At 58.2% G+C, this 17,443-nt stretch carries 19 protein-coding genes; 1 reads left to right on the plus strand and 18 read right to left on the minus strand.

Features of this window, described 5'->3' with window-relative positions:
- Positions 1-42 precede the first annotated feature (42 nt).
- Together LBR61_03590 and LBR61_03595 are read right to left on the minus strand one after the other, a co-directional pair.
- Entirely contained in the window at positions 43-1,350 is a 1,308-nt protein-coding gene (locus tag LBR61_03590) for an EFR1 family ferrodoxin (protein MDR1731155.1), read from the minus strand.
- 68 nt (positions 1,351-1,418) lie between these two features.
- Positions 1,419-2,348, minus strand: a complete 930-nt coding sequence (locus tag LBR61_03595; GenBank protein MDR1731156.1) for a ribokinase — start codon at positions 2,346-2,348, stop codon at positions 1,419-1,421.
- Between the two features lie 127 nt (positions 2,349-2,475).
- Here LBR61_03595 and LBR61_03600 point away from each other — a divergent pair, with 127 nt between their 5' ends.
- On the plus strand, positions 2,476-3,570 hold the full coding sequence (locus tag LBR61_03600) for a hypothetical protein (protein MDR1731157.1): 1,095 nt from the start codon (positions 2,476-2,478) through the stop codon (positions 3,568-3,570).
- A gap of 123 nt (positions 3,571-3,693) precedes the next feature.
- Here the strand turns inward: LBR61_03600 and LBR61_03605 are convergent, their stop codons facing one another.
- The 16 genes from LBR61_03605 to LBR61_03680 all read right to left on the minus strand — a co-directional run bounded on the left by LBR61_03605 (position 3,694) and on the right by LBR61_03680 (position 17,426).
- Positions 3,694-4,194, minus strand: coding sequence for a hypothetical protein (locus LBR61_03605; protein ID MDR1731158.1), 501 nt, complete (start codon positions 4,192-4,194; stop codon positions 3,694-3,696).
- A 216-nt stretch (positions 4,195-4,410) separates the two neighbouring features.
- Complete coding sequence (locus LBR61_03610) at positions 4,411-5,718, minus strand: amidohydrolase (GenBank protein ID MDR1731159.1); 1,308 nt, start codon at positions 5,716-5,718, stop codon at positions 4,411-4,413.
- A gap of 33 nt (positions 5,719-5,751) precedes the next feature.
- Positions 5,752-6,996 (minus strand): adenosylhomocysteinase, encoded by a 1,245-nt coding sequence (locus LBR61_03615; protein ID MDR1731160.1) that lies wholly within the window; start codon positions 6,994-6,996, stop codon positions 5,752-5,754.
- A 31-nt stretch (positions 6,997-7,027) separates the two neighbouring features.
- Positions 7,028-8,017, minus strand: coding sequence for an S-methyl-5-thioribose-1-phosphate isomerase (mtnA, locus tag LBR61_03620; GenBank protein ID MDR1731161.1), 990 nt, complete (start codon positions 8,015-8,017; stop codon positions 7,028-7,030).
- Positions 8,018-8,056: 39 nt separating this feature from the next.
- Positions 8,057-9,265, minus strand: a complete 1,209-nt coding sequence (gene xseA / locus LBR61_03625) for an exodeoxyribonuclease VII large subunit (protein ID MDR1731162.1) — start codon at positions 9,263-9,265, stop codon at positions 8,057-8,059.
- Positions 9,228-9,728 (minus strand): transcription antitermination factor NusB, encoded by a 501-nt coding sequence (gene nusB, locus LBR61_03630; protein ID MDR1731163.1) that lies wholly within the window; start codon positions 9,726-9,728, stop codon positions 9,228-9,230. The genes xseA and nusB overlap by 38 nt, the downstream gene beginning before the upstream one ends.
- Positions 9,729-9,735: 7 nt before the next feature.
- On the minus strand, positions 9,736-10,215 hold the full coding sequence (locus LBR61_03635; protein MDR1731164.1) for a hypothetical protein: 480 nt from the start codon (positions 10,213-10,215) through the stop codon (positions 9,736-9,738).
- Positions 10,216-10,335: 120 nt separating this feature from the next.
- Positions 10,336-10,827, minus strand: a complete 492-nt coding sequence (locus LBR61_03640; protein MDR1731165.1) for an Asp23/Gls24 family envelope stress response protein — start codon at positions 10,825-10,827, stop codon at positions 10,336-10,338.
- Between the two features lie 98 nt (positions 10,828-10,925).
- Entirely contained in the window at positions 10,926-11,354 is a 429-nt protein-coding gene (locus tag LBR61_03645; protein ID MDR1731166.1) for a transposase, read from the minus strand.
- Between the two features lie 14 nt (positions 11,355-11,368).
- Positions 11,369-11,941, minus strand: a complete 573-nt coding sequence (gene efp, locus LBR61_03650; protein ID MDR1731167.1) for an elongation factor P — start codon at positions 11,939-11,941, stop codon at positions 11,369-11,371.
- Positions 11,942-12,064: 123 nt separating this feature from the next.
- The gene (locus tag LBR61_03655; GenBank protein ID MDR1731168.1) at positions 12,065-13,795 is read right to left on the minus strand and encodes a type II and III secretion system protein; all 1,731 of its coding nucleotides are present in this window, start codon (positions 13,793-13,795) and stop codon (positions 12,065-12,067) included.
- A gap of 34 nt (positions 13,796-13,829) precedes the next feature.
- The gene (locus LBR61_03660) at positions 13,830-14,453 is read right to left on the minus strand and encodes a hypothetical protein (GenBank protein ID MDR1731169.1); all 624 of its coding nucleotides are present in this window, start codon (positions 14,451-14,453) and stop codon (positions 13,830-13,832) included.
- A 6-nt stretch (positions 14,454-14,459) separates the two neighbouring features.
- Positions 14,460-14,987 carry a type 4a pilus biogenesis protein PilO gene (gene pilO / locus LBR61_03665; GenBank protein ID MDR1731170.1) on the minus strand — a complete coding sequence of 176 codons (528 nt, stop codon included), beginning with the start codon at positions 14,985-14,987 and terminating at the stop codon, positions 14,460-14,462.
- Between the two features lie 13 nt (positions 14,988-15,000).
- On the minus strand, positions 15,001-15,603 hold the full coding sequence (locus LBR61_03670) for a hypothetical protein (GenBank protein ID MDR1731171.1): 603 nt from the start codon (positions 15,601-15,603) through the stop codon (positions 15,001-15,003).
- On the minus strand, positions 15,600-16,547 hold the full coding sequence (gene pilM, locus LBR61_03675; protein MDR1731172.1) for a pilus assembly protein PilM: 948 nt from the start codon (positions 16,545-16,547) through the stop codon (positions 15,600-15,602). The genes LBR61_03670 and pilM overlap by 4 nt, the downstream gene beginning before the upstream one ends.
- Positions 16,548-16,892: 345 nt before the next feature.
- Positions 16,893-17,426, minus strand: a complete 534-nt coding sequence (locus tag LBR61_03680) for a hypothetical protein (GenBank protein MDR1731173.1) — start codon at positions 17,424-17,426, stop codon at positions 16,893-16,895.
- Positions 17,427-17,443 lie beyond the last annotated feature (17 nt).

The following is a 17,443-nucleotide window of genomic DNA, read 5'->3' on the forward strand; positions in this document are numbered from 1 at the left end:
CTGCGGGCCCTTCGTATCTTTTTTTCGTATCTTCCGCCGATCTTACCGGAACGCCGACCGAAATTCCTCCCAGGACATGGCTTTCCAGGGAACGGCGGGTTTGCCGGGAACGCCCAGAGCCGCGGCGGGGCAGAAGCCCACGCATCGCTGACAGGACTGGCAGAGCGACGCATCCAGGGCGGGCAGCCCTGAAGGGCCGTTCATGGTGATGGCCTTTTCCGGACAAATCTCCGCGCAGCGGCCGCAGCGGGTGCATTTTTTTTCGTCCACCGCCAGGGGGAACAGCCTGAAAAAGAAGTTCCAGGGTTTCCTCGTCTGCCCCCATCGGTACAGCAGCGCGGAAAGCAGAGGAATGCCGCCGCCCCATCGCGTTCTGCCCTGCAAAAGGTCGTAGGCGAAAAATCGCGCTCCCAGAAGGGCCTTTTCGATTCTGGCGGCGTTTCTCTCCAGGGGCAGCGTTTTGTTGTTGTAGGTCCCCGGCATGACAAAAAACTCCGCGGCGACCGTTTTATAACCCTTTTTCTTCAGCACGTCCCGAAGAGGGCCCTGCATCCCTCCCGAAGCGCCTCCGCAGGTTCCCAGCATAAAAATCTCGCGTCCCTCGCCCGCCGGCAGGGCGTGGATGAAACGCCACACCACGGGATAGGTGGAAAAGCAGGCCACGGGAAAGGCCAGCCCTATCGCCACGTCCTCCGGAAAGTTCGCGGGAGGGGGGCTCTCCATGTCGCGCAGCCGGACCGAAGCGCCCTCCTGCCGCAGAACCTCGGCCACGGCCTGGGACAGGAGAAGCGTATTCCCCGTTCCCGAAAAAACGAACAGATCGATGGAGCTGCTGTGGAGCTTCATGGGGGGATCGCTTCTCTGCCCTCCCAGAGCCAGCCGGCAGGGCGTGGACAACACGCCTCCGACCATTCTGGCGGGGCCGCTGCGGGTGAAGCCGGTTCGCTCGTAAAAATCCAGCGATCCCGCCGCCGCCTCCACCGTCATGTACTTCACCTTCGGGGCCGCCGCGACGCATCGGGAGGCCGCCCGGGCAATCAGGCGGGACCCTATTCCCCGGTTGGCGAAAGCGGGACGAATGTACAGCATGGCGATGTGGTCCAGCCCCTTCACCTCGATCACGCCCGCCAGAACATCCGAGACATACGCCAGTTCGTGAGTATAGCCCATCTTTGCCCGACCCGCCAGAGCCGAGGGCGCAATATACCGCTCCAGCGCCGTTCGGGCCGCCGGTTCCATCTCTCCATCGTCGATTCGAGCCACCTCTCGAACGAGGTCGCTCACTTCCTTTTCCTGACCGGGATTCATCTCCCGAAATTCCATTTTCAGGTTTTCTGTCACTTCCGTCACTTCCATTCCCCTTATCCTGATGATTTCCTGCCGATTATTGTATGCAGTAATTAAATTACCCTTTCAGTTCAGCCATTCCGGCTATTCTGGAGAAGCGCCTGCACCTCGTGCCGCCAGGGCATCGAAGGGTGCGCGCCGAACCGGGTGCAGGCCAGAGCGCCGGCCGCCGAGGCGTAAAGGATCGCCTCCCGAAGCGGCAGCCCCTCCGCCAGAGTCACGGTGAAGGCCGCGCAAAAGGCGTCTCCCGCTCCGGTGGAGTCCAGAGCTTCCACCTGGAAGGGAGCGTAGTCAAAGAAATCCTTCTTCGAGACCGCCAGGCCTCCGCGAGCTCCCCGGGTGACCAGCACGCAAAGGGGCCCCCGCTCCACAAGCTGCCGGGCGGCGGTCACCAGCTCTTCCTCCGTTTCCAGCCGATCCTCCTTCACGTAGAAAGCCAGCTCATTCTCGTTGAGAACCACCGTATCCACCAAAGCCCACAAAGCCGGAGGAATTTCCCGGGCCGGGGCGGGCGTCAGAATTGTTCGACAGCCCGATTTTCGCGCCAGGTGCAGTCCGGCCTCCACGGCTCCCAGGGGAATTTCGAGCTGAAACATGACAGCGTCGGCCTTTTTGAAAGCGTCGGCCGCCTCCGTAATCAGGGAGGACTCCACGCAGGCGTTCGCCCCGGGGGCCAGCACAATCGCGTTGTCGCCGCTCTCCGTCACCGTAACGATGGCCACGCCGGTCCCCACGCCCGAAACCACCCGGAGATGCCGGCAGTCCACCTTCGATTCCGTCAGGACCTCCTTCAGACGCAGGCCGAAGTCGTCGTTACCCACGCAGCCGATCATGCAGACTTCCGCTCCCAGCCGCGCGCAGGCCAGGGCCTGGTTCGCCCCCTTTCCTCCTCCTGTCATTCCAAAAGAGCCCCCCACCAGCGTTTCCCCCAAATGAGGCTGGCGGGGAGCCCGGATGACCAGGTCCATATTCAGGGAACCAACAACAGCGATAACCGACACTTTCAGGCCTCCTCGAAGAATCAGGCAAAATCGCGAATATATATCGTGTTATGATACCATGTTATATAGAATATAATATCAGGAGTACAGGCAAACAGGCCACAAAATACTTCCGAGGTGAATGAAAATGTCTTTCAATCTTCCCGATTATCCCATGCCGGACTTCGATGCCCCCCGTTTCAAAAACGCTCCCGGGGTTCGAACCCTTCCCGTTCAGAAGGAGGGAATCGCCCCAGAAAATTATCACGCGATGTCCATTTTCCCCGAGTTTTTCAAAATCGGCAACCGCTGGATTCTCCCGGAGGGAAGCCGTATGGACTGCGTTCCCGTTCTTCGCGGCGGCGGAGACGAGGCTCAAATCGACATCGTGGAGTTTCGACGCCTCCGACCGGGGGACGCCGTGATCATCGGCCGCACCGAGGACGGCAGCGAGGGAATTTACGTGGACTCCTGCGCCTTTGTCGACCGGGAATCCGGGGACGCCTTCGAGTTTCGCTCCGGCCGGTCCAGAGAAACTTCCTATTCCCGGGACTACGACGATCTGTACGAACTGCTCCGCTGGGAGCGCCTCCACGGGTACATCGTCTGGGTTCTGGGTCCCGCCGTGTCCTTTGACTACGATTCACGGCTCTCCATGACGCGCCTCATCGAGGAGGGTTACGTCCACGCCCTTCTGGCCGGCAACGCCCTGGCCACTCACGACCTGGAGGGCGCTCTTTTGCAAACGGCTCTGGGACAGGACATCTACACCCAGGAAAACCGCCCCAACGGCCACTACAATCACCTGGATCTGCTCAATGCCGCCCGGAGCTGCGGCTCCATCGAAAACCTGATTCGGGAGAAAAATCTCTCGGACGGCATCGTCCACGCCGCGCTGAAAAAAGGCGTTCCCACGGTGTTCGCCGGGTCTATCCGGGACGATGGGCCTCTGCCCGAGGTGCTTGGAAACGTCTACGAGGCTCAGGACGCCATGAGGGTCCACGCCCGCAAAGCCACCACCGTCATCGCTCTGGCCACCCAGCTGCATACCATCGCCGTGGGCAACATGACCTCTTCTTACATTCTGAGGGAGGGACGGGTTCGACCGGTTTATTTTTATTCCGTGGACATTTCGGAGTTCGCCGTGAACAAACTGCGGGATCGGGGCACTCTCTCCGCCATTCCCATCGTCACCAACATTCAGGACTTTCTGGTCCACCTGAAAAATAACCTGACGGAATGAGTATCTCCATGAAATAGCAAGGCCATAAAATAACAGGGGAGTCCTTTTGGAAAGCTCCCCTGTGGTTTTTATCGTTTGTGTTTTTCGTTTGCGCTCTGCTGAGGCTTTTCTGTCGAGGTTTAACTAACGGGAATAATAGAAATACTGGCGGGTCGGCTGCTCCGCGGAGGAATAGGGCTCGGCGGGACGCGGTTGCTGCGGGGCGGGGACGGTGTTGGAGGTCGTCGTCGTGGTCACCGTGGTGGCCGTCGCTGTCGCTGTGGCCGTCGTGGTCACCGGAGCGGGCTTGGGCGCGGCTCCAGCGTAATAGCGAACTCCGTCGTCCAGAACGTAAACGCGCTGAGGAACCTGTACGGCTTTGGGCAGATGAACGTATACGGGCGCCGACACGTACACCGGCGCGGGAAGATAGACCCTTTCCACCGGCTGCTGCTGGTGACTGACGCTTCCATACGCGCTGACGTAAGCACTGTAGCCATCTGACTGCGCAGGAACGCTCCGGTGATAATAAAATTCGGTATAGTGGTCGTTGCCACTGCCTTCCCCTCCAAATGTATCTGCCGCGGCAACACCCGCAAAACTCAGGATCAACCCCACCGCACAGATCAGCGCGACTTTCTTCATCCAAACATTCCTCCTTAAATGAGTCCTTTAATTTTTATTACGTATTGATAATTTTTACATATTGAGTAATTTTTCTAAAAGTAAATGATTGTTACAGATTATAGGTAAAAAGGCCTGTTACGTCAACAGGGCTCATAAAAAACCTGACGAAATAAGGCTGAGAAAGGCGGAAGACCGCTTCGTATCCCTCAGGTCCGCCGCCTCCTCTTCTTCGAGCTATTTTGTGATTTCCTCCCGCGCCTCACGGGCTTTCGCCACGATTTCGTCCCGGTCCAGAGTGAGCCAGGCGCCGTCCAGGAACGCCCATTTGCCGTTGATCATGGTGCCCCGAACGTCGGCGGAGGTTCCGGCGTAGACCACGAAAGCGCCAAGGTTCTCCTCGTTGACCCCCACATAGTGCGGGCGGTCCAGATCGACCATGACCAGATCCGCCGTCCAGCCTTCCCGAATCAGCCCCGTGTTGACGAAGCCGAAGGCCCGTGCTCCCTCGAAGGTGGCCATGCGCAGCACATCCCGGGCCAGAACGCTTACGGGGTCCCGCGTCACGCCCCGGTGCAGCAGAACGGCGTTCCGCATTTCGTCCCACATGTCCAGCCGGTTGTTGCTGGAAGCGCCGTCCGTCCCCAGAGCGAGCCCCACGTTTTTGTCCAGCCACCGCTCCAGCGGCATCACTCCGCTGGCGAGTTTCATGTTGCTGTTGGGGTTGTGGACGATGGTGATTTTCGACAAATCCAGAGCCTCCGCCCAGGCCGGGTCCATCCAGACGCCGTGGGCCAGTACCGTCCCCACCGTATCCAGCAGACCGGTTTCCCGCAGGTAATCCTCGGGGGTCAGCTTCAGCTCGTTCCGGAGGTACTCCAGCTCCCACTTGATCTCCAGAAAGTGGTGGTGAATCCCAATTCCCCGCTCCTTCGCCTGAGCCACGATGGTCTTCATGTCCTTCAGGGGAACGGTGTAGAGAGCGTGAGGTCCCAGCTGCACCGTCAGCAGGCCCTCCCGTCCATGCCAGGTTTCGAAAAGACGCAGACCGTCCCTGACGCTTTTGTCGATTTTCCGCTCTCCGTCGGCCCCGGCGGGTCCGTCCGTGATTCCCCGGCAGAGGGCGCAGCGCATCCCCGCCTCCAGCGCCGCCTGAGCCACCTCGTCCATCTCGAAATACATATCCGCGAAACAGGTGGTCCCCATGCTCACCATTTCCAGAATGGCCAGCTGCGTTCCCCGGCGGATGTGTTCGGCGGTCATTTTTTCTTCCACCGGCCAGATTTTTTTCTGCAGCCACTCCATCAGCGGCACTTCTTCCCCCAGCCCCCGCAGGAGAGTCATGGCCGCGTGGGTGTGGGCGTTGACGAACCCCGGCAGAACGGCCGTTTTTCCATATCCCTCCACCACCCGATCGGCTGAGGGGGGAGTTGTGGAAAGGCTCATCAGAGACTGAATGCGCCCCTTGGACACGAGAATATGTCCCCGTTCCGCCTTTTCCCTCTCTCCGTCCAGTATCAGCACATCTTTGAACAGCGTGGTCATATCTCGAAAAACTCCTTTCGATCCAGGGCCCTCTCACTCCTGCCAGCTTTGCATGTATTCCTTCTGGGCAGGGGTCGGCGTGTCGATGGCGATTCCCAGCGCCGCCAGTTTGGACTCCATTACGGCCCGATCCGTTTCAGCCGGGACGGGATGGACGCCGGGGGCCATTTTGTGGGTGTAGACGTAAAGGGCGGCTTCCAGCTGCAGAGAAAAACTCAGGTCCATGATTTCGATGGGGTGCCCGTCGGCACAGGCCAGGTTGGTGAGACGCCCCTCTCCCAGCAAATTCAGGCGCCGCCCGTCCTTCATGACATAGGTATCGATGTTGTCCCGCAGCTGTTCCACGTGGTCGGCCTGGGCGAGAAGATCCGTCTTGCAGATCTCCACGTCGAAGTGTCCCGCGTTGCCCAAAATGACCCCGTTTTTCATCAGCGGGAAATGCCGCCCGTCGATGACGCTGATATTGCCCGTCAAAGTCAGGAAAATATCTCCCACCTTCGCGGCCTCCTCCATGGGCATGACGTCGAACCCGTCCATAAGCGCCTCGCAGGCCTTGTGAGGGTCGATCTCCGTCACCACGACGCGGGCTCCCAGGCCCGCCGCCCGTTTGGCCACGCCCTTTCCGCACCAGCCGTACCCCGCCACGACGACGATGCGGCCCGCCACCACCATGTTGGTGGTGCGCATCACTCCGTCCCATACGGACTGGCCCGTGCCGTAGCGGTTGTCGAACAGGTACTTGCTGAGGGCGTCGTTGACCGAGATCACGGGCAGCTTCAAAACCCCCTCGGCCTGCATGGCCTTCAGACGCTTGACTCCGGAAGTGGTTTCCTCCGAGGCCCCCCGAATGTTGGGAAGCAGGTCCTGACGCTCCTTATGGAGCATGGCCACCACGTCGGCCCCGTCGTCCACCACCACGTCGGGCCGGAAGTCCAGCACGTTCCGCACATAGCCGAAATACTCCTCCGTGGACATGCCCCGGCGGCTGAAAACGTTGACTCCCCCCTCCGCCAGCGCGGCGCAGACGTCGTCCTGAGTGGACAGCGGATTGCTCCCGCAGGCGGCGACGGTGGCTCCAAGGCGTTTCAGAGTGAGCAGAAGACAGGCCGTCTTCGCCTCAAGGTGCAGACAGGCCGCCAGAGTAGCCCCTTTGAAGGGCTGCTCCGCGCCGTATTTCTTCTCAAGAAACCGAAGCGACGGCATATACTGCCATGCCCATTCTATTTTTTTCGCCCCGTGAGGCGCCAGTCCCATGTCCGCAACCCTGTATTTTTCCACCGCAAATCCCTCCAGACACAAAATATCAGGCTCAAAAACGACAGGGTGGCCTGAAAACACCCTCTTCCGTTATTATAGCGGTTATCAGCTCCGCGGGGGTCACGTCGAAAGCCGGATTCCAGATTTTGACGGATTCGGGAATGGAACTCCCGTCGAAGAGGCGGCGCACTTCCCCGTCGGAGCGAATTTCTATGGGAATGTGCTCTCCCGACGGCAGCGCGGGGTCCAGAGTGCTTCGAGGAGCGGCCACGTAGAAGGGAACTCCGTGATGACGGGCGGCGACGGCCAGCATGTAGGTCCCCGTCTTGTTCGCCGTATCTCCGTTGGCCGCGATGCGATCCGCTCCCACAATAACGGCGTCGACGCTTTGGTTTTTCATCAGGGCCGCCGCCATGCCGTCGCAGATCACCGTCACGTCGAAGCCGTCCCGATCCAGCTCCCAGGCCGTCAGCCGGGAACCCTGCAAAAGCGGGCGGGTTTCGTCGGCGTAGACTTTTATCGTCTTTCCGGCCTCCCGGGCCGAGCGCAAAATCCCCAACGCCGTCCCATGTCCCCCCGTCGCCACGGCTCCGGCGTTGCAGTGGGTCAGAACCACCGCCTTATCCGGCAGCAGAGCCGCTCCATACGCTCCCAGCCTGCGGTTGTTCTCCAGGTCCTCGCCGTGGATCCTTCGGGCCTCCTCCAGAAGAACCCGCTCCAGCGCGTCGTCCGGCGCGGATTCGAGACACTTCTTCATTCGGTTCAAAGCGGAGAAGAGGTTCACCGCCGTGGGGCGGGTGCGGGCAAGTCGTTCCAGAGCGAGGGAAGCGGCCTTCCGTCCGGAGCGGGCCCCCAGGAGGACCCCGTAGGCCGCGGCGATTCCGATGGCCGGAGCGCCTCTCACGGTCATATTTTCGATGGCCTGAGCCACGTCCTCCGGCTCACGGCACACAACGCTCCTCTCGGCTCCCGGCAGAGCCCGTTGGTCCAGCAGTTCCAGCACTCCGTTTTTTTCACGCCAGCTCACGCTCTCCGGCAGCACGTTTTCGCCCCCATTGTCGATTCAGATTTATTCAGATTTTTAATCCAAAATTTCGTCCACCAAAGCCTTCGCCGTTCCGTCAGGAAAACGGATTTCCAGCCGGTCTCCCTCCGTCAGCTCGCGAACCGACCGAATGCGTCGCCCGTCCTTTTCGCAGATCACAAAGCCCCGGGTCAGCACCGCCAGGGGGGAAAGCGCGTCCAGCCCCGCCGCCCTCTCCGCCAGAGCCCTGCGACCTTCCGCCAGAGAAAGGGCCATGGCCGAGGCGAGAGCCTTTTCTCTCACGTCAAGAGCCGCGGCGCAGTCCTGAAAGATACGCGCTATTCGACGGGTCAGAAGGTTTTCCAGGTGCTCCAGCCGCGTTTTCTCCGCGTTTATACGCCTTTTCAGGTCCAGAGCCAGACGATCCCTCAGCCCGAGAAGTCCCGCGTCCAGCTCTCTGCCGTTGGGAAAAACCAGCTCCGCGGCGGCGGAGGGCGTGGAGGCCCTCAGATCCGCGGCCATGTCGCAGAGGGTCGTGTCCACGTCGTGCCCCACACCGCAGACCACCGGAACGGGACAGGAGCGGACGGCCCGAACCACCCCCTCGTCGTCGAAGGGCGTCAGATCCTCCCGACTGCCCCCGCCCCGAACCAGCAGCACGCAGTCCAGCCCGGGAATACCGGCGATTCTGGAAAAGGCGCGCTGGATTTCGAAGGGCGCGTCCACGCCCTGAACCTGAGCGGGAACCACCACCAGAGCGCAGGCCGGGTAACGGCGGCCCGCCACGCGAATCACGTCCCAGGCTGCCGCTCCCGTTCCGGAGGTGATCAGAGCGACCTTCCGGGGATAGGGAGGCAGGGAACGCTTAAGGGCCGGAGAGAAAAGCCCCTCCTTCTCCAGGCGCTCCCGAAGCTCTCTGCGGGCCCGGTCGATGGCGCCGGCCCCCAGTGGAACCAGACGACGGGCATAAAGCTGATAGACACCTCTCTGAGGATAAATCCCGACGCTGCCCTCCACAAGGACGCTGTCCCCGTTTTCCGGCCATTTGGGCACGAATCCGGCGTACTGCTTAAAAATAGCACAAGCGACCCTGCTTTCTTCACCCAGCAGGGTGAAATAACAGTGGCCGCTCGTATGTTTTTTGAACTCTGCAATTTCACCGCTGACCACAAGGGACTTCAGCGCGGCGTCTGAGGTGAAAAGTCCCTGAAGATAAGCCGTCAGCTCGTCAACGGTCAGTTGAGATCTCGGTATTCGAAGCTGCATTTTCCACGTTTCCGTTCGTTTCCTGTCCCTCCATGAAGCGAATCACCCTCGCCAGGACGCCGTTGACAAATTTGGACGACTCATCGGTTCCAAAAAGCTGCGCCAGCTCCACCGCCTCGGAAATGGCCACCGCCAGGGGAACCCGTTTCTTCAGGAACCCCTCGAAAACCGCCAGGCGGATCACAGCCCTGTCCACGGCCAACATACGCTCAGGACGCCATCCCAGAACGACCTGACGGATCATGTTGTCGATTTCCAGACGTCTGCCCCAGGTTCCCTCCACGAGAAAGCGCAGGTACTGACAAACCTCGGCGGACTCTTCCGGAGCGAAACCCTCTTCGGACAGAAAAACATCCTCGCATTCTTTCGGATCGCAGCCGGGGCGGGTATCCAGAGAGTATAAAAGCTGCACTGCCAGCTCTCTGGAACGGTGGCGGCTCAGCGCGACAGACGATTTCGTCAAAAAAGGCCTACCTTCGAACGAGGGGCGGGAAGAACCCCAGCCTTTTTCTTATTGCGAACGAAATCAGCAGTCTGGAGACGAACCAGGCCGCCGTCCCCCAGAACAGAGTCCAGAAAAGCCCCTTCAGCCCCGCGACCACCGTCAGCGTCACCACAACGGCGACAAGCATCCAGAACCAGGGATTCCGGTAGAGCGAGGAGAGAAGCTCCACCCACTCGGTTTCCGGAACGCCCCTGTCCACCCAGATAACGTTGACGCGAAAACCCAGCGGCGCTACGATGGACGAAATTCTTTCCTCGATCAGGGCCCCCTTCGAAACGGAATCCTCCGAGGAAAGCACAAGCGTGACCGCCGCGCTTTCTCCCTCCGCAAGCGACAGGCTCCGGCACCTGGATTTTTCGGACAGTATGCGATCGATAAAACCGGAAAGCCCGTCACAGGAGACTCTTATGCTGCCGTGAGGAGTTCTTTTCCACAGAAAATACATGATTCATCACTCCCAGGGATTATACCCCGCCCCGACCCGAGGGTTCCCGAAAACGCCCGAAACCCGCGCAAATCCTGAGGGGGGAATTATACAGAACACGCCGCTGAACGCGAATCGATTTCAATTTTCCTTATCATCCTCAGGGGCGGGCGCGGGAGCGGGAGCGACAACATCGGTCTCTGCAGCTTCTCCGTCATCGTCTTTTCCGGGGACAACCGGGGGCTCGTCCAGATAAATGCCCTGCACGTTTATATTCACCGCCGTAACGGTATATCCCGTATAACGCTCCAGATTGGCCTTGATCTTTTCCTGCACGTCCCAGGCCAGGTCGGGAATGCGCTGACCGTATCTGACGAGAATGTAAGCGTCCACCGTCATGGCCGGAATTTTGCCTTCCTCCACGGTGACGCGGATCCCGTCGCCGCTCTTGCGGCCAATACCGAATTTTGAGGCAATACCCATATTGGCCGCCTGTATGTTGGGAATGCCCGCAATCGTCTTCTTCGCCAGCTCTACGATGACATCCTCGGAGATATGGATGTTCCCCTCGAACTGTCCCTTGAACTGCGCGGCATCAGCGGCCGCATTTTTACCCTCGACGTTCTGATCCATTTTTTCTCCTCCCTGGTTTCTGTCAAAACTATATATTTCCGGAAATTGCTTTCGACTTCATCGACACCGCAGCACCGCAAAATAAAATATATAAATTATTACAGCGAGCGGTTGAATTCTTCTCCGCAACTGGGACAGATCAGTTTTTCGTTCTCCTTGTCCTCTTCGTACCGATAATAAAAGGAATAGGCGCAGGCCGGGCAGGTCATGGAGATGTAGCTTTCCGTCACTTCTTCCAGCCCTTCTCCGTCCTCGTCTCCGCTTCCGTCCTCTTCCATATCTTCTTCGGAGTCCATTCCCATGGCTTCTTCCAGTTCATAAACGGCATCGTGCAGTTCATCCAGTTCGTCCACAAGACCTTCGTAGTGCTCCCTCTGCAGGTCAATCCGCTTCCCCTGCTCGGCGATTTCCACCGCGAGGGCGTCGAGAGCCTCCGCCACGGCGAAGCAGATCTTTTGCACCTTTTCATCCCCAGGCATGGAATCAAGAAGCCCCCTGAGGTACGCTATCCTTTCCCTGGAGTTCAAAATGTGCTCACCTCCTATTTTTTTGCCCTTTCCAGATACAACCCCGAACGGGTGTCGACTACGATGACCTCACCCGGCTCCACAAAAACGGGAACCGTAACCGTTATCCCCGTTTCGAGAACGGCCGGCTTGCCGCCTCCCGACACGGTGTCGCCCTTGAAGCTGGGAGGAGTTTCCACGACTTTCAGCTCGACGCTCTTGGGAAGTTCGATCCCCATGATTTTGCCCTCGAAAAACTCGATTTTGATCTCCATATCATCCACCAGATACTTCACGGCGCTGCCCAGGGCCGCGGGAGTGATGGTGAGCTGGTCATAGGTGGCGAGGTCCATGAAGACGTAGTCGTCGCCATCCTTGTAGCTGAACTGAGCCGGCTTTTCCTCGTAGATGATGCGTTCGAACTTTTCACCCGGTTTGAAGGAATTTTCCACAGCGGACCCCGTTTCCACGTTGCGCAGTTTCGTTCGGACGACGGCCCCACCACGCCCCATTTTGTGATGATCAAATTCCTCGATTTCCCATATGGCGTCCTGCCATCTGAATTTCAATCCTACGTAGAAGTCGGTGGTGTCCACTACCTGAGCCATTCCGTAATTCCTCCATTTTTGCCCATAAAAAGAGCGAGAAGTCTGGCTGTATTATACCGTACTTCCCGCCCATTCATAAAAAGATGCGTAATTTATCCGACCAGGGTTACCGGATGGAGAAGGCTACTGGATGGAAAGGACCCTCTCCTGATCGATGGCCACGTCCGGCGTGTTCAGGATGTAAGGCACCACCACGATGGCGACCTGCGTCTTGCGGTGGGTGTTGTTGTGGACGGTGAAAATCTCGCCCAGAAGGGGAATCTGCCCCAAAATGGGAATCCGCATTTTGCTGCGGGTCTTGTTGTCGTTGAAGAGGCCGCCCACCACGAAGGGCTCTCCGTCTCGAACCCGCACGTTGGTTTCCACGCTGCGGTTGGCGGTGATGGGCATGGTCTCGCCCAGACTTCCGCTGACCTGGTCCACGATGTCGCCGGTCTGGATGGTGAGCTTGATCGTCACGATGCCGTCGCGGCCCAGGGTGGGGGTGAGGGTCATCTGAGGACCGACCCTCTGAATGCTCCAGCTTGGGTTGCCCGCGTCGTCCCGTCCGGAAATGTAGGGATAGTCCTGAGTCAGGCTGATGTTGGCCTCCTGCCCGTCGATGACGATGACGGAGGGATTGGCCAGCGCCCGGCCCCAGCCCTTGGTCTCCACCGCCCGGAAGGCCACGTCGAACTCCCGCCAGACGCCCTGCATGGGGGTGAGAAGCCCCGTTCCGGGCTGAATGGTGGACGTGGGAGTTCCCCGCCCCAGCCGGTTGTCGTCCGCGAAGCCGCCCGTGGCCTGCCCGCCGGCGTAGTTGAACCACCAGTGATCGTATACGGCGTTCAGAGCCGACTCCACTTCAAGGGTGGCGTTGTCCGTAAATTCAAGAATGCGGGCGTGAAGCATGATCTGCTTGCCCGGATGGTCCAGTTTCTGCAGCACAAGAGCCACTTCCTCCAGCTTGGAGGGGTAGGAGGTGACGTAGAGGGTGCGCAGACGGGGATCCACCACAACCCGATCCGCCGTGACCTTCGTCAGGTTCACCACAAGGGCCGACAGAGCCGCGGGATCGGCGTAGGCCACGTGATAGGCCCGGGTCTCCTCCTTGCCCGCCACCTTCGAAAGTCCGTCGGTGGTCCCAACGATGATGGTGTCCTTGCCCGCCAGCTCGTAGGCGATGTCGTAGGTTCTCATGAGATAGCCGAAGGCCTCGCTGAGGGGGGTGTTTTTGAGGGTCATGGTCACCAGGGCGGGAGGAAGGGAGGGATCGATAATGATATTTTTCTTCAGGTGAGCGCCCAGCATCCGGAAGACGTCCTTCAGCTCCGCGTCTCTCAGGTCGAGAGTGATGGGCGTGGTGACGGCGAAGGGTCCCGTGGGAACTCTCAGAGTCTGAGGCTGCCGGGTGGCCACGGGCTCCTCAATGAGCTTCTGCTGCTGGTCCATGGTGGTCAGACGAAGAGTGTAGGCGTCGGAGGGGGCGATGCCCCGGGTGGACTGCAGCTGAAGCGGCTTTTCCGTGCGTATGGCGACGATCACGTCGCGGCCCCTTTGCTCGGCGCTGATTCTCGTAACCATCGGCACGGGGTTGATGGTTCTGTCTCCTTCGTCCCAGCGGGCTTCTCGCAATATGACGAGGGTATCGCTGCCGCTGTTGACGATCTCCGGCGGAGGCAGACGCTTACCCGATATATTGATCACAAGGTCGGCATCCCCGATCTGATAGAGTTGAAACGCGGACAAGGACGGCAGCCCGATCAGGTTGTCTCCATACCTTCCCTCGCCGGCCGCGTCGGCTGTGCAGGCTGCGCAAGCCACAACCAGCGTCAACAACGTCAGGAACACCTTTCTGCAGGTCGATATGCTCATTTAAATTACCCCATCTCCCGTTATCAAAATTTTGTCAAAAGTTGGGTCTAATATCGAAATTATGGTCAGCCCAGCGCAAAACGACCTTATCGGGTGCGATCTGCACCACGCGCCCCTTTTTCTGCATGAAAGTATCCCCCGCTCTGACCATCAGACCATTGCCGATTCCTACGATATCCATAACCGCCACGCGCTGCTTCCCCATCGTCATGATCGCCCGAACCACGATCTCCGGAGGCATTTCCACAACAACCGGAGGCGGAACGAGCGTCACTACATCAGCCACGGGCGGACGAGGTCCCTCCGAAGGGAACATCGTCGGATCCGCGAAGGCGTAACGTCCGCCGTCCTCCATGCTGTCCACCATCGTGGCGCTGTTGGTGCGCATCTGGGAGGTGGACTGCACTTCCGCAACCATGGCGTTTAATCTTTTTTCATCCGCCTGCACCGTGTTGGCGGTGGTTTCCGGATAGTACACCTTTTCTTCGAGCAGAGTCTGAGCTTTTACGAAATTGTACCCAGCCCAGGCCGTACCTCCGATAAAAAGCAGAAAAAACAGGAGCCGAATCGTACGAACAGAGCCTCCCTCACTGCTGGATCCCGTCAGGTTTCCCCATGCTGCGCCGATTGCTTCGCCCCAACTCATCCGTTCTTCCATTCCGACTCACCTCCTGCCTGGCGTCTTGGCGACGATGGCTTCGACCAAAACATCCGCCTGTATTTCTCCCCGCGTTTCGGGTGTCTTGGATGCCGTCACCGTCAGGTTCGCCACGCGCACCGTGATGGGAAGGTTCCTCCAGTCGGACAGCACCCGCATGAACGAGTAGTAGTCCCCCTTCAGCGTCAGAGAGATGGAACTCCGGCCCTCTTTGGTCTCTCCCTGCTGACGGGTGGAGAGGATGTTGATCTCGTTCTTCTGCACGGCCTGCTGCACTTCCGCGTAAAAACCCATATCCTCCGATGCCACGTTGATCTTGTAATTTTTCAAATTGTCGAATGCTTTTGTAAACACTCTTTTTTGATCCATGAGCACCTGGGTGTCCTGCTCCAGATTGACCCTGCGCTGCTCCAGATCGTCGTACTCGGCCTGCAGAGTTTCGAGCTGTCCGTTCAGGACGTAGATCCCTCCCATCAGGCCCACACAGAACAGAAAAAAGAGAAAACCCAGTATCGTAACCTTGTTGTCGTTCACGGTTTTCCCTCCCCTACTTTCCCGAAGCCGCCCGAATTTGGCCCATGGAGCGCAAATCCAGATTCAGCGTAAAAGTGACCCTGCCGGTTTTTTCGTCCAGCGTGGAGTTTCCCAGAACCACCCCGGAAAACACTCCGCTCTGACTGAGCCCCGTGGTGAGCTGGACGATCTGCGCGTCTTCCACGGACGTCGCTTCCAGTACGGCTTTACCCGGCGCGCCCGCCGCCGCGGGAGGAGACAGCCGAAGGGAGGTGGCGGCCATGCCGGAAATGGAGGCCATGCTGTTTTCCACCGCGTTCAGAACCTCCAGCGTGGGGAGGTCGTCCTGCATGATCTTCAGCGTATCCGCGAAAACCTTTTCCTCCGCCTTCAGACGGTTGATTTCCGCCTCCAGAGCCCGCTTTTTGGAGTCCATTTCCTCGACCTGGTATTGCTTTTCCTCTATGGCTCCGCCGAGGCGGATTCTTTCAAGGGTCATTTTAACCAGGTAAAAACCGCTGGATGCAAGAAAAATTAGCAACAGCAAAAACGCCAGAAGACGCATGGGATTGAAGGAGCTTTTCTTCTTCTGGCTGGCCACGAGACTCGCCGGCCTGAGATCAAACTGTATTCTCATAGCAGATTCCTCACCGCCAGTCCAAAGGCCACCTCAAAGCCGCTGATGTTTCCAGCCGGCGAGGAGGTATGCCATAAACTCCAAACGTCAAGAGGCGTTACACTCACTGAAGCGCCCGTTTCCAGCAGCATGGCCAGGCGGGAATCTCTTCCCACGATTCCGCCCAGGATGAGGTGGTTCGGCTCCAGCCCCCTGTACTGATTTCCCGCAAAAATAATGGTGTTTTGTACGTCCCGGAGAATCGGCATGATTCCCTCGTCGGACTCCCGGGCCTCCCGTGAAGTGAGATCCACCGCCGTGGATCGAAAAAGAATTCCGTTATCCTTATAACCCAGCATAATCTGAGTGCTTTCGGGCTCCACGAACACGACAAAATAGCTGTCCGAACGGGGATCCGGACCTATGGCCGCCCTGAAAAAGGCCACGTTCATGGGTTCCACCGCGGCCAGCGTTATCCCCGCGCGAGAGGCGATTTTGGCGATGTCGGTGATGATCCTCTGCCGGCAGGTCGCCACCAGAATTGTCGATTTTTCCATGGCATCGGGACTGGGGACTTCGACTTCAGCCACATCCGCCGCCGCCTCCAGATAAGGATAAGGAAAATATTTATCGAATTCGAACTGCAGAGCTTCTTTTACATCCTCAGTACTCATTCTGGGATATTCCACCAGACGAAGAATGACGTCTCTTGAGGGAATCCCCAGGACAACGGGGCAGCTGAAGGAGCCGACGGCTGACCGGAGATTTTCCAGCGCCGCGCCCACCGCGTCCAATCCCACCAGAGAATCCTTGACAACAGCCCCCTGCGCCACAGGAACGATTTCCTGTTTGACCACACGCAAAGCGCCTCTCCCGCCGCTCAGTTCAAGATAACGCACAGAATCCCCATGGAGCGCTATCCCCGCATAACTTCCACCTTTAGAGGCGCTTTTCTTTGCGAACATGGAAAATCTGCAGCCCCCCCTCCATCAATATGCCTCGCCGAAACTCCCGCATTTCGAATTAAATTGATTTATTTTAACACACTTGCCGTACAACACAAACATTTAACGCATTTTTCCGCAGGCCAAACAAAAAATTTCCGTTCCTCACCTGGTTCCATAGGAGGAACTTTTCGGGTTACGGAAAAATCCATCTGCTGGACTTCTAAACTATAAACGATTTCATTTACTTTTGTTTTAATCTGTCAACTCTGCACTGCCTGGATAATTATTACATAATTCCTATTTTGTAGCAATATCTTTAACGCAAAAATAATGTAAAAATAATCAAAAATACTCTGTATATTTTTATCGGCGAATCTCCCGCCAAATAAAAGGGCGTTCCTCCAATACATAATCGGTTGTTTCGTTTGTCGAGGGAATGGGAAGAACTTTGAAAACGCTCTCGCTTATGAAGGGAACCTCCCCTTTTCGAGCGACGACGGCCCGTATCAGGTATCCGCCCGTACAGGGCGGCGGCAGGGCAGGAGAACTTTCCAGTTTTTCCCAGGGGTAATCCAAATCGTAAACGGTTACCGACTGAAAATTCGAGTCTCCCGAGGCAAAAACCCGCAGAAAATTCAAATCCGACAGAGGGCCGTCGAAAGAGGCTCTCGGACGGCGATGCTCTTTCAGCTCCCGGTTCAGCCACCGCAGAGAATCGTTCGTCATCGACAGGAAGGCCGAACGGGTGCGGGTGCGCTCCAGAGCCCCTTTCGCCACCTCCAGGGAACGTCCGGTGAGAAAAAGAAAAAGCCCCAGCAAAAGCGTCGCCGCAAACAGGAGGGCGACCACCGGAAAAAGTACGAAAGCTTTTTTCTTCTCATAAAATTTCCGCTTCATTATTTTTATGATCCCGT

Source organism: Synergistaceae bacterium, from assembly GCA_031272035.1.
In the GTDB taxonomy this organism is placed as follows: domain Bacteria; phylum Synergistota; class Synergistia; order Synergistales; family Aminobacteriaceae; genus JAISSA01.